The 14202-nt window shown below is 58.6% G+C and carries 3 protein-coding genes; all 3 read right to left on the reverse strand.

What is annotated here, in order from left to right; translation table 11 throughout:
- Positions 1-8 precede the first annotated feature (8 nt).
- The 3 genes from C7459_RS20160 to C7459_RS20170 are packed head-to-tail and all read right to left on the reverse strand — an operon-like array spanning position 9 to position 14188.
- Positions 9-7676 (reverse strand): SDR family NAD(P)-dependent oxidoreductase, encoded by a 7668-nt coding sequence (locus C7459_RS20160; protein WP_109691086.1) that lies wholly within the window; start codon positions 7674-7676, stop codon positions 9-11.
- Positions 7677-7708: 32 nt separating this feature from the next.
- Positions 7709-11608 carry a type I polyketide synthase gene (locus tag C7459_RS20165; protein WP_109691087.1) on the reverse strand — a complete coding sequence of 1300 codons (3900 nt, stop codon included), beginning with the start codon at positions 11606-11608 and terminating at the stop codon, positions 7709-7711.
- A gap of 36 nt (positions 11609-11644) precedes the next feature.
- Positions 11645-14188, reverse strand: coding sequence for a non-ribosomal peptide synthetase (locus C7459_RS20170; protein WP_109691088.1), 2544 nt, complete (start codon positions 14186-14188; stop codon positions 11645-11647).
- Between the last annotated feature and the right edge of the window lie 14 nt (positions 14189-14202).

The following is a 14202-nucleotide window of genomic DNA, read 5'->3' on the forward strand; positions in this document are numbered from 1 at the left end:
CGCCCCCATCAAATATCCTTCAAGCTGTCGAGCGCCTCTTCGAGAGAGATGCTGTCGTTTTCCAGATTGTCGAAGATCGAGCGCAACGCGTCTTCCACATTTTCTTTGGGCTCGATGATTTCGACATCCGTTCCAGCTTGCTTGCCGTTGATGTACTGCGCCAACTTGTCGATGGAGGTGTATTCAAAGATGTCGGTCATCGCGACCACTCCGGGGTACTCCTTGTCGATCAAGCCGTGCATACGTGTCAACAGAATCGAGTCCGCACCCAATTCGAAGAAGTTGTCGTAAATGTTGAGTTCATCGAACCCGAGCGTCTGCTGACAGATGCGTGCGATGCACTTCTCGGTCTCGGCGTACTCGCCGTTCTCACTGCCGGTCAGGATCACTTCACCGCTGGACGAGCCTTGCTTTTTCTTGCCGCGCGCTTTGGACGACGCGGTGCGTTTCGCCAGTTCGGTGCTGATCTTGTCTGACAGGCGGAAGGACGATTTTCCAAGCAGGAAGATGATCTTGCTGTCGTAATTGATTTCGCCAATCAGTGCGCGCGGCACGTTTTTGTTCAAGAGCATCTCCAGACCGCCGATCGCCTCTTGGGTCAGGATCGCCTTGAAGAGCGTGTCGATGTTGAAATTGTACGAGACCGACATCCCCGTCTCGCGCCACGTCGACCAGTTGATGACGACGGTGCGTTGCCCCCGCTTGTTGCGGTACTCTCCATAAGCGTCGAGATAGCCGTTGGCCGCGATGTAATCGCTCTGCCCCGCCATCGGGAACATCGTCGCAATCGAGGAGAACAGCACCATGAAGTCGAGATCGTCCGCTCGTGTCAGGTCGTCCAAGTTCCACGTGCCCTGCACTTTCGGCGCGAACACCGCGTGGAAGTCTGCGTGTGATCGAGTGACGATCCCCTCCGCTCCGCCAACGCCGGCTCCGTGTACTACGCCGTCGATCCGACCGAACGTGGCCCGCACGTGTTCCAGCACCGCTCGAACCTGTTCGTAGTCAGCCACGTCGGCGCTAGCGCATTCCACCGTCGCGCCGAGCGCTTCGATGTCCAGCACGTTGCGAATTTTCTTGATCGAGAACTCGTCCTGTCCTGCGGTGAGGATTTCATCCCAACGCGCTCGTTCCGGCATCTTCGTGCGGTTGATCAGGACGAGGTTGACGCGATTCTGCCCGGCGATCCATTTCGCCACTTCTAGGCCGATCCCGCCCGCACCGCCTGTGATCACGTAGACGCCATCCTCGCGAATCGTCAGCGGACGATCTTCCGCGCTTTTGACATCGACTTCTGTGAACTGCTCCACATAGCGAACGCCTGCGCGGTAGGCGACCTGATAGGTATCAGCGACCGCCCCCAGCTCAGCGAAGATCGCCTCGTAGGATGTGTGTTCATCCAGATCCAAACTGCGGCACATCAGGTTCGGGTGTTCCTTGACGACCACCTTGCCGATGCCAAACAGCGTCGCGTGTTCGGGACGAAGGTGCGATTCCTTTTTCGTTACCTCCGCCGCGTTGTCCGCGATCAGTACCACATCTAGCTCGCGGTCCACGCCTGAGTTGGCAAGGGCTCGTGCGAAGTAGAACAGGCTGTACACGCCGCGCTCTTGGCTTCCTTCCAGCTCGTCGAACGTGGCGATCTCCCCTTGGTCCTGCTGACGAACCGAGAACAGATGCAACACTTGATCGAACGGCACCGCTTGCAGATCGGCTGCGAGTTGCACGTAGTCCGCTTCCGCACCGGAGATCACAAAGCGGTTCTCTCCAAGTCGGCGGTACTCCGTTCCCCATGCTACCTCGATCGCTTCGCGCCCTGCTGTGCGATAGCGATTCGCCAGTTCCGCTCCGATGCCGCGCTCATCCATGAGGATTAGCACAGGGCCGGACGTTTGACGCTGTTCCGCTATGACGAGCGGCTCTTGCTTCCAGGCGATGGAGAAGAACTTGTCCGCTTCCGCTTGTACGGAGGTAGCGGTGATCCACTTGCTTCCTTCCGGAACTTCGATCCAGCAGCGGTTCGGCTCGAACGGATAGAGCGGCAGCGAGATGCGGTGTTCCGGTTCGTCTTCATAAAGTGCATCCCAGTCGAGGTCTGCGCCTTGCACATAGAGAGCACACAGATCGTCGAGCAGGACTTCGTCGCGTTGGCCAGAAGCGAGGAACGCCGCCAGCTTCTCGCGGGCTTGTGCGCTGAGTTGCGAACGCTCACGCTCCGTGATCGCATGCTCTTCGCGAGCGCCTTGGCGCTCTGAGACCACGCGATGCACGCCTTGGAACACGCCTGCTTGAGACGGTGTGCGCAGTTTGTCCAAGAGCTGCTCTCCGTCGCGCACGATCACAGCCAAGCGGTGCGGGTAATGATCGCGCCCCGTGTTGGCGGTGTAGCATACATCGGCTAGGCGCGCCTCTGGGTGCTTCTCCAAAAACGCTTGGTACGAGGCTTGCAGCTCACGGAACGAATACTCGCTCTTCGCCGTCAGGGTGAACACCTGCAACCCTGTGCGCTCGCGCTCGTGTACCTGTGGAACCGGTGCTTCTTCCAACACGATGTGACAGTTCGTTCCGCTAAAGCCGAAGGAACTGACCCCACAGCGCATCGGACCTTCTCCTTCATAAGGTCGCGCCATCGTGTTCACATAGATGGGCGAACTGGTGAAGTCGATTTTTGGATTCGGCTGGTTGAAGTGCATCGACGGCGGAATCACGCGATGTTGCAGCGCGAGCACCGACTTGACGAACGAGGTAATCCCGGCCGCTTCGTACAGGTGTCCCACCACCGATTTGACGGCACCAACCGCGCAAAACTGGGTTTTGTCGGTGTACTTCTGGAACGCGCTGTGCAAGGCATCGATCTCAATCGGATCGCCAAGTGCGGTCGCCGTCCCATGCGCTTCGATGAAGCTGAGCGACTCTGGATCGATGTTCGCGTTCTGCCACGCCTTGATCAACACGGCTTCCTGTGCCGCTGGGTTAGGAGCGGTGATGCCCATCGAAGCGCCGTCTTGGTTGAGCGCACTGCCTTTGATCACCGCGTAGACCTGATCCTGATCGGCGAGCGCTTGTTTCAGCGGCTTGATGATCACGGCCGCCGAACCTTCTCCGAGGCCGGAGCCATCGGCAAGTGCGTCAAACGACATCGTGCGCCCGATCGACGCCTCGATCCCGATCTTCATGTTGTCGCGATCAAGCGGGATCAGCGCCAAGCGCACCCCGGCGACGATCGCCATCTCTGCATCGCCGTTGCGGAGGTCGCGGCAGGCGTTATGCAAGGCGACCAAGGTTGAGGAGCAGGCGGTGTCGATGACCATCGCCGGCCCTTTGAGATCCAACAGATAGCAGATGCGGCTCGGAATCATCGCGTTGATGTTCCCTACTGCCGACACGGCGAAGTGTTCGGGCTCCATGCCATGAATCAAGCGCTGGTAGGAATCCTTGAACCCGCCTGCGAACCCGACGTAGACGCCGGTGTTGCTGCCTGCGAGCTTCCCACCGCTATAGCCTGCGTCCTCGATCGCGTGCCACACCGTCTGCATGAACATCCGTTGATGCGGGTCGGTGAGTTGCGCTTCCTTCGGAGAGAGTTTGAAGAACTTGTAGTCAAACTTGTCGTTGTTCTCCAGATAGCATCCCAGAGGGAACTTGATGTCCTCCAGTCGCTCCCCTTCGGCGTAGAGAAGGTAGTCGGTCACGTCCTGCACTCGGTGTGCCGGGAACGGGGTGACGCAATCGAGGTTGTTCACCAAGTTGGTCCAGAAGGCATCTGCATCTCCAGCCATCGGCATGTTCACCGACAGACCGATCACGGCGATGTCGTCATCTGTCACCTCTGTGCGTCGCTCCACACGCGGCTTTTGCTTCGGCGCGGTGTCGTCCACCCCGATAAATTGAGCCAACTTGGTGATCGAAGTGTGTGCAAACAAGTCGGTCACTTTGACCTTGCTCGGGTATTCCTTCTCAATTTGCGCGTGCAGTTTGTTGAGCATCACCGAGTCGCCACCTAGCTCGAAAAAGCTGTCGTGTACGTTGATCTCGTCAAACCCGAGCGTTTCCCGGTAGATGCGCGCAACCACTTTTTCAACCTCGGTATAGTCGGCGCCATCCTTGCCGGTCAGACGGACTTCGCCACGCGAGACCGTTGAGCGCTTCTGCTCGTTGGCTTCCTGTCGCTTGCCGCGCTTGGCTTTGTACTGGTCCACGAGATTCTGGAGCTTCGGAGACAGACCGCACGGCATCATTTCCAGCAGGATGACGTACTCGCTTTTGGCGTTCAACTCGCCGACGAGCAAGCGCGGGATCTGTTTGCGCAAGCCCACATCGAATCCGTAGAGCGCCTGTTCCGTCAAGATCGACTTGTAGAGCAGGTCTTTGTTAAACCCGTACTCAACCGACATGCCGGCCGTCTTCCAGGACGTCCAGTCAAATGTGACCGTCGTCTTGCCTCGCTTGTTGCGGGCTGCGGCGTATGCGTCGAGATAGGCGTTGGCCGCCACGTAGTCGCCTTGACCGACTTCGCCCATGATCGAGATGCCCGACGAGAAGATCGCGAAGAAATCGAGATCATCCTCTGCTGTCAGATGGTCGAGCAGGAAAACACCTTGCATCTTCGGCTTCACGACATCATCAAACACACTGTGTTCCTTGAGCACGAGATACCCATCACCCGGCACGCCCGCCGCATGCACAACGCCGTTGATACGACCGTGCTTCGCTCGCAGATGCGTCAAAACGCGATCCATCTCGTCTAGGTCTGCCACATCGACAGCATGGCACTCCACCTGTGCTCCGAGCGCTTCGATCTCTTGGATGAAGCGGATTTTGTGCGCGAGTTTTGGGTTCGTGCCTTCCTCGACAAGCGCATCCCACTGCTCGCGTTCGGGCAGTGCGCTACGGTTGAGGAACGCCATCCGGACAGGTTTTTGCGAAGCGAAGTGTTTGGCGACTTCCAGACCGATTCCGCCTGCGCCCCCCGTCAGCACGTACACGCCTTCTTCACGAAGTTCAAACGCGTGATCAGGCAGATCCTGCAACTCCATTTCGCTAAACTGCTCGACATAGCGCACGCCTTGGCGGTACGAAACCTGGTAGAACTTGGACGGCGGCGCGTTCAGTTCGAGCAACACCGTGTCCACGGACACGTCATCATCCAGATCGATCGCTCGGCAATGGATGTTCGGATATTCCAACATGACGACCTTGCCAAGGCCGTACAGTGCAGCGTTTTCCGGTTTGAGCACCGCTTCCTGCCCGCTCACTTCCTCTGCGTACTCGGAGATCAAGCACACGTTGAGATCCTGGGAGATGCTGTTGCGCACCATCGCCCGCGTCAGGTAGAACAGGCTGTACAACCCGCGTTGCTGACTGCTCTCCAATTCGGACAGGCGGTTGCCTACGAGCTGCTCGGTCTTGCTGAACAAGTGGAGTATCTGCGTGAGCGAAGCGTCCCGCACGTCTTGGAACAGGCGGTCGTAATCGCTCTCAACGCCTGTGATCACATAGTGATCGGACCCGACTTTGCGATACGCATCCCCCAGTTCCACGAAGAGGCAGCGACGGTTTTGTTCGCGATAGGCAGCCGCGAGCTTGTCGCCAAGCCCCGTCGGGTCTGCGAAGATCAGCACAGTCCCCGTGCCACTCGCCACCGCAGCCTCCGCATCCAACTCGCTCGGCACCCAGCGGGTCGAGTAGAACAGATCGAAATCTTCCGCTGCCGTCTCCTGCATCTCGCGGCTCGGCAATTCGACCCAATGGCGCAGGCGTTCGAACGGGTAGACAGGCAAGCGCACTTTGCGTGTTTGCGCCCCCTCATAGAGGACTCCCCACTCGATCTGCGCGCCTGCGACGTACAGTTTGCACAACGCGACGAGCGCGTCAGCACGGTGCGAGTGCTCCTGTGTCCACCCTTGGAGCTGTTCGTTGGCTTGCGCATTCAGCGCCTGCAAGCTGGCTTCCGTCATCTCGAACGACTCGACAGCTTCTCGGTTTTTCGCGACGACTTTGTGATAGCCGTAGTGGACCCCTTCTTGTTCGCTGTCCCAATGTTCGAGCAGCTCCAGCATGTCCTCGACACGATCTGCTACCAGCGCGAGGCGGTAGTTGTAATGCCCGCGCCCCGTGTTCGCCGTCGCACAGACGTCCGCCAAGCGCAGGTCCGAATCCGTTCGTCCAAGCCACTGCTTGTACGAGTAAACCAAGGCGCTCAGCGCCGCATGGCTTTTTGCCGACAGGGTCAGCACCTGCGGATGCGCTTGGTCGCTCACGGCCTCGGCTTGCTTGACAGGCGGTGCTTCCTCGAGCACGATGTGCGCATTCGTTCCGCTGATCCCAAACGAACTGACTCCACAGCGTCGCGGATGCCCCTCTGTCTCCCAATCCCGCAGCTGTGTGTTCACATAGATCGGCGAGCGCAAGAAATCGATCGTGCGGTTTGGCGTGTTGAAATTCAGCGAGGGCGGGAGCTTTTTGTTCTTGAGCGCGAGGACAGCTTGGATAAAGTTCGCGATGCCTGCCGCTTCGAACAGATGCCCGATGTTCGGTTTCACCGATGCCACCGCACAAAACTGCGTCCGATCTGTGTACGCGCGGAACGCGTTTTGAATCCCCTTGATCTCAATCGGGTCGCCAAGGTTGGTGCCCGTGCCATGCGTGACGATGTAGGAGATCGTCTCTGGGTCGATCTGTGCGTCTTCCCACGCTTTTTTAATCACTTCGGTCTGCGCCATCGGGTTCGGGGCGGTCATCGAGATCGACGTACCGTCTTGATTGACCGCGACCCCTTTGATCACCGCGTGGATGTGGTCGCCATCGCGCAACGCTTGTTGCAACGGCTTGAGCATCACAGCGGCAACGCCTTCACCGACCCCCGCGCCGTCAGATAGGTGGTCAAACGCACGCGTTTTCCCATCGGACGCCTCGATGCCGAGCTTTTCATGCTCCTTGCTTTGCGGCACGGTCGAGATGCGAATGCCGCCTGCGATCGCCATCTCACACTCGCGGTTGCGCAGTGCGCGACAGGCGAGCGCAATCGACACCAGCGACGAGGAACACGCCGTGTCCACAACCATCGACGGCCCCTTGAGGTCGAGAGCATAAGCGATGCGACCTGGGATCACCGCCGGCAGATTGCCGACGATTGCGGAAGCGTCCATCTCGGCCACTTCGTATAACATTTTGGAATAGCTGTCCTTGATGTGGTTGGCATATCCCACGTAGATGCCCGTCTCGGTGCCGACGATTTTTTGCCCACCGTATCCGGCGTCTTCGATGGTTCGAAACACCGTCTCCATGAAGATCCGCTGACAAGGGTCCATCATGCTCGCTTCCTTGGGCGAGATGCGGAAGTACGCGTTGTCGAAGCGGTCGATGTTCTCCAGATAGGCCGCTTCCGGATACTTGACTTGCTCTGGCGGGATCGCCATGTAATTCATGTAGTTGTCGATATCCGCTTGGCGTTCGGTCGGAAAGCGCCGGATCGACTCCAACCCGCTCTCGATCTGCTCCCAATAGTCTTCGAGCGTCTCGGCCAACGGGAAGTCCGCCGACATCCCGATCACCGCGATGTCTCCAGAGGCGTTCAACTCTTCCTCCTTGAGCATCTTGATCATCTCGACGGCTGCTTGCTTCTCGATTTTCCCGGTGTTGACGTTCTCCACGACATACTTGAGGATGTTTTTCATAGCCGCGCATCACCTCCTATCTGATTCTGAGGTTACAAGTCGAACAACTTATCCACCAATTGATCGATCGACAGATCGCCATCTTCCATCTGCCCAAACAGATCGTGAACGTCTTGGTCCAAGATCTCCACAGCTGCCTTGTTCTCTTTTTTGACCTCTTTTTTCATCTGTGACATCCCCTCGCCTTCTGCGAGGAACTGCGACAGTTTGGCAATCGTCGGATAGGCGAAGATATCGGCCACCGCAACGCTGCCGGGGAAGACTTTTTCAAGGTCTGCCTGCATCTTCTTGATCAGAATCGAATCAGCGCCGAGTTCAAAGAAACTGTCGTACACGTTGATCTCATTCATGCCGAGCGCATCCTTGCAGATCTGCGCCAACTGCGTCTCGATCTCCGAGAACGACCCTTGCTCCCGACCCGTCAGACGAATCGGCTCGCTCGACGCTGTCGGGCGCTCCTTGCGCTTCGAGCGCGTGCGCCGTCCGTCCAGACGGGCGCGAATCGCCGGCGAGAGGCGGAATCCATACTGGCCCAGCGTCTCAATGCTGCCCCACTCGTAGTGAATCTCGCCCACCAGCACACTGGAGATCTCGCGTTCGAGCACCTCTGCCATGCGCGCCATCGCCGCTGCGGACGAAAGCGTTTTAAACAGCGTCGCGATGGCAAAACCGTTGTCGGCCGCCATGCCCCGCTCGCTCCACGTCGCCCAGTTTATCGCCACCGTCTTGCTTCCTTGACGATTGCGCCACTCTGAGAAAGCGTCCAGATACGTATTGGCAGCCGTATAATCGCTCTGCCCTGTCGCTGGGAACATCGTGGCGATCGAGGAATACAGCAGGAGAAAATCGAGATTGTCCGCACGGGTCAGCTCATCGAGCATGTACGTGCCATAGACTTTTGGAGCAAAAACGCCTTGGAACTCCTCCGGCTTGCGCTGTGCAATTCCGTAGGCGTTGCCCACCCCTGCTCCGTGCACGATGCCATCGAGGTGTCCGAACTTCGTCCGCACCCCTTCCAGCACACCCTGCAACGCCTCGCGATCTGTGACATCGGCGCTCACGCAGTCCACAGTGGCACCGAGCGCTTCCAATTCCAGCATGTCGCGAATCTTGCCTGCCAGTCGCTCATCGGCTCCCGTCTCGAGCAGGGATTCCCAGCTGGAGCGCTCCGGCATCGGCGAGCGGTTGACCAACACGAGATGCACGCGTTCCTGTGCCGCCATCCAGCGCGCCGTCTCCAGCCCGATGCCCCCCGTGCCGCCTGTGATCAGATAGACGCCCTCCGGCTTGATCGCAACAGGCTGTGACGTTGTCTGAGCCAGCTCGACCGCGCCGAACTCCTCCACATAGCGCACGCCCGCACGGTAAGCGGTTTGGTAGCCCGACGTCTGCGAAGCGAGTTCCGCCCACAGATCATCGACCGCGGTGCGCGCATCGAGGTCTACACAGCGGCAATTGAGCTGCGGATGTTCCTTGCGCACGACCTTGCCGTAGCCAAACAGCGTGGCGTTTTCCGGCTGCAAGACATGCTCGTCACCGCTCACCGCACGCGCGTTTTCTGCGACGAGAACGATGTCGATCTCGCGTTCTACACCTGCGTGAAGCAACGCCCGCACCCACCACGTCAAACTCAGCACGCCAAGTCGCTGGCTGGTTTCCAACTCGGAAACACTGGTGACACCTGTCTGTTCACGGATCGCCAAGAGATGAATCACCTGATCAAATGGCACGGTGGCCAGATCGGTGGCCAACTGCTCATAGTCGGCCTCAAGGCCCGCGATGCGGTAGTGGTTTTCGGTCAGGCGTTCGTAGGTCTCGCCCACCTCAACTTCGATCACGCGCCGCCCTACTTCGCGATACCGTTTCCCCAATTGCTCCCCGAGACCCTGATGATCCTTGAAGACCACCACCGGCCCGGCGTGGGTGCGGGCATCGCTCGCTCGTAGCGATTCACGCTTCCATTGGACGTTGAAAAAGGAATTCGTCCCCTCGCGCTCCGCCGCCCGTTCTTCTGGAATGTCGATCCACCAACGGTTGCGCTTGAACGGATAGGTCGGCAGGTGCAACCGCTGGGGGCTCTCTGCGCGATACAGGGTGTGCCAATCGATCTCCGCCCCCTGTGCGTACAACTCGCACACTTGCGCGAGCAACGCCGGCGCGCGATCTCCACCTGCGATTTGCCGAACCAATTCTTGCGCCGAACGGTTCAGTTGTTCAAACTCCTGCTGGGTGATCTCGCCGGCGCTGCGGTGTTCTCGATCATCCGAGATCACGCGATGGACCCCGTGATACCGCTTTCCATCTGCCACGTCCGCCGAAACTCCCCGACTTGCGCGGAGCAGTTCCCGGCATTCCGTGGCATCCGTAACCAATAGTGCCATCCGGTGGGAGTGCTGATGACGTCCGGTACCCGCGGTGTAACACAAGTCGACCATCCGTTGTGTGTGGCCCGCCAAGTGTTGTTCATACCGCGCTGCCAACTCGTGCAACGCCTCTTGATTGCGAGCAGAGAGCGGCAAGATCCAAGGTCCTTGCCCAACAGCCGCTGCCTGCACCGGGGCCGCTTCCTCCAGCACCAGGTGACAGTTCGTGCCGCTGATGCCAAACGAACTGACGCCAGCTCGCCGCGGTGTCTGTGCCGCCTCCCATGCCCGCAAGCGATTGTTCACATACACCGGCGAATCGGTGAAATCGATCCGGCGGTTCGGCTGGCCAAAGTGCAACGTCGGCGGGAGTTGGCGATTCTTGAGCGCCATCACCGTTTTGACCAACCCTGCGATGCCTGCACTTTCGTACAGGTGACCGATGTTCGTCTTCACCGAACTGATCGCGCAGAACTGCGTCTTGTCTGTGTACCGGCGGAACGCCCCGTGCAGGCCGTCCATCTCCAGCGTGTCGCCAAGCTTCGTGCCTGTGCCGTGTACTTCAATGTAGGAAAGCGTCTCGGGATCGATCCCGGCATCTTCCCACGCCTGCACCATCACCGCCGCTTGCGAAACGGGATTGGGTGCCGTAATGCCCATCGAAGTGCCGTCTTGATTGACAGCGCTCCCTTTGATCACCGCATGGATGCTGTCGCGGTCGCGCAGTGCTTGGTCGAGCGGCTTGAGCAACACCATGCCGACGCCTTCGCCAAGCCCTGAACCGCTCGACTGATTATCGAACGCGCGCGTTGCGTTGTCCTCCGACTCGATCCCGATCTTCTGGTTGTCTTTGTCGACAGGGAACAAGCTCAGACGCACCCCACCTGCGATCGCCATGTCGCAACTGCCGGAGCGAATCGCATGGCAGGCTTGATTGACCGCGACCAGCGAGGACGAACACGCCGTGTCGATGATCATGCTCGGTCCTTTGAGATTGAGCGTATACGCGACACGGCCCGTGATCATCGAGGCCAAGTTGCCCGCTACCGACAACGGCACCGACGCTGGGTCGACCTCGTCGATCATCTCCTTGTACTTGTACCCTTCCAGATCGCCAAGGAAGCCGACGAATACGCCTGTTGAAGTGCCGCTGAGCTTGTTGCCGCCATAGCCAGCATCCTCCATCGCCGTCCACGCCGTCTCCAAGACGAGGCGGTGAACCGGGCTCGTCAAGTTCGCCTCCTGCGGGGTCAAGCGGAAAAACTCAGCATCAAACTTGTCCACTTCCTCTAGATAGCCACACTCCAGATAGTTGGCCGACGGAGCATTCGGTTTTTGGTACCGATAAAACCGATCGGCATCCTCACGGCGCTCCTCTGGGAATGGACGAATGCAGTCGATTCCGCTCCGAATGTTCTCCCAGAACGCATCTGTACTATCGGCAAGCGGCATTTTGACCGCCATCCCAATGATTGCAATGTCGTGGTTGGACACCTCTTGTACCTTGATCTCCTCGTCGTCAACCAGATCCAGATTCAACAGCCCTAAGCTGAACTTGGGTTCGCTCACCTCGGCTACCCCCCTCTCTTCCTTTCCTTACCCCTGTTACGCGAGCCCGTTCGCCAGTCGCTTCGCCAATTTCACCAGATTGACCGCCAACTGCCGCACCCGCTCCTTGTCAAGACGGCGGGAGTTGAACTCCACGAACAAGCCCATGCCCTGCCCATCCTCAAAACGCTCGATCAGCAGATCGAAGTAGCGCAGCAGCCCAGCATCTGGCGGGCGAACGTCACGATCGCAGAAACACACCACCGCTGCCTGCGGATCTCTCGTGCGCACGATCTTGGAAAAATCGCTTCGCGCATACACCAGATCCCCTTGCAGATCGCGAGCTTGTCGCTTGCCATACTCGATCAGTTCCTGAAGCCCCGTCACCTGCTCAAAATCCACCGTCACCGCGACCACATGCTCGTCGGAGTGCATCAGGGTCGGGAGGGTGATCATCCGTTGCTGTGAGACTTGGTGGAACAAGTTTGCACACAGCGCCAGCAACAGATCAGACACGGTGGCCTGCTCGCGTGCGGCAATCTGGGTCAGCGCCGTCGTCAACTCTGCATCGAAGCGGACTTCAAACCCGCTGTTCGGACGCTCTTCGGTCGAGTGGAAGTACGATTCTGGCAACCGCACAGCAGGCAACAGCAAGTTGCCTTTTCCCTCAATCAGCTCGACCAGCATCGAGATCGACGGGAACGCGAACAGGTCAGAGACTTTCACGCGGCCTGGGAACACCTGCTCCAGCCGTTCCTGCATCTTCGTCATCTGCAGCGAGGTCGCACCGAACTTGGTGAAATTGTCGTGTATGCCGACCTCCACCACACCGAGCACCTCGCGGACGATATAGAGCAGGGTGTGCTCCAGATCCTGACCTGCTGCGGGTGCAGGCATCAGCTCGGCCAGCTGTGCGCGCACAGTCTGCGCCAATTCGTCGTACTCGCCGCTGCGATACTCTTCGGCCAGCAGAAAGCGCTGGATCTTGCCGCTGGTCGTCTTCGGAATCTGCCGCAGCGGGAGCACATCGCCCAACGTCAAACCCAGCTGTTGTGCGATGTGTTGCTTCACTTGCAAGGCGATTTCCGCGAAGGCGTCCAGCTTGCCTTTGTAGAGCACGAAGAGATGAATCTCTTCGTACCCCAGCGTTTCGTTGAACACACCACAAGCGGCCGCCTCACCCCTCGCGACCCCCGGCACCTGCGAAACCATGCGCTCGATGTCATGCGGGTAGTAGTTCTGGCCTTGCACGATGATGATCTCCTTGGCGCGACCGGTCATCAAAAAGCGTCCTTCGCGCATAAACCCGAGATCGCCCGTGTTCAACCAGCCATCTGGTGTGATCGTCCGCGCGGTTGCCTCCGGGTTGTTGTAATAGCCTGATGTCACGTTGGCACCGCGGATTTGGGCATATCCGATCACGTTATCTGGCAGCACATGGTTGTCTTCATCACAGATGCGCATCTCCAAATCGATGATCGGACGGCCCGTCTCGACGAGGGAGAACGCATCCGGGTGCGTGGGTTCCACGAAGCGAACGGGTTGCCCGACCTGCAGCTGCGTGCGGTCGATGAAGAACTCGCGGATCCCTTCACCCACCGGTGAGAACGAGACGGCGACACTCGCTTCGGCCAGCCCATAGGCGCTGAAACTCGTTCCCTGCCGCATGCCATAAGGAGCAAACGTCGCCTCAAAGGCACGCATCGTCTCGGCCAAGATCGGCTCCGCACCGTTGAGCGCCACTTTAAACCTTGAGAGATCCCAGCCCTCTCCATGCTCAGGTTGGAACGATTGCAAGAGCAATTTATAGCCGAAGTTGGGCGCGCAGACGATCGTCACCTTGTGCTCATTGACTTTCTTAAACCACAGCACAGGACGGCGCATGAACAGCATCGGGTCCATGTTGTACTGATTGATTCCCGAATTGATCGGGGTCAGATGGCCGATGATCATCCCCATGTCATGCGTGTACGGCACCCAACTGAGCAAGCCGTCCTCAGCATCCATTTCAAAAGCGACATGCATCTGGCCGACGTTGGTCAAGAGGTTATGATGGGTCAAAACCACACCTTTGGGGTCGCCAGTCGAGCCGGACGAGAACTGGATGAAGGCCACATCCTGTTCCTCTGGGTATTGCACAACCCCTGGCTGCGACCAATCGTTCAGGTCATCGAGCAACAGGGTGCCCGCCTCCAGCTGCCCCACCACCGCATCGAAGCCCTTGGTTTCTGCGTAGGAGCGCAATTTGGCGTAGCGTTGTTCCGAAGTGACCAGATAGGGATTGTTCACCACTTCCCAGATGCGAATCACTTTCAGGTTGTGCTCTTCCTTGCTACCCACGGTGATGGGAACCGGGATGTAGCCGCCGAGCAAACAGGCCCAAAACACATAGAGGAAGCTCTCGTTGTTTTCGATCTGCAGCAACACCTCATCGCCCGGCTTGATACCACGCGCTTGCAGATGATAGAGCACCCCGCGCGCGCGGTCATACAAGTTCCCATAGGACACGAATACCTCGTCTTGGTCCGAGCGGATAAAGCGAAGACCTTTGTCGCTCGCACGACGTGCTTCCAGCATCTCTACCAAATTGCGAAACTTCATCACAGATACCCCTT

The organism is Tumebacillus permanentifrigoris, assembly GCF_003148565.1.
GTDB classification, from domain to species: Bacteria; Bacillota; Bacilli; order Tumebacillales; family Tumebacillaceae; genus Tumebacillus; species Tumebacillus permanentifrigoris.

Bases quoted from the DNA above. Each gene is read 5' to 3' on its own strand.
- C7459_RS20160 (WP_109691086.1), bottom strand. From the start codon at position 7,676: ATGAAAAACATCCTCAAGTATGTCGTGGAGAACGTCAACACCGGGAAA.
- C7459_RS20170 (WP_109691088.1), bottom strand. From the start codon at position 14,188: ATGAAGTTTCGCAATTTGGTAGAGATGCTGGAAGCACGTCGTGCGAGC.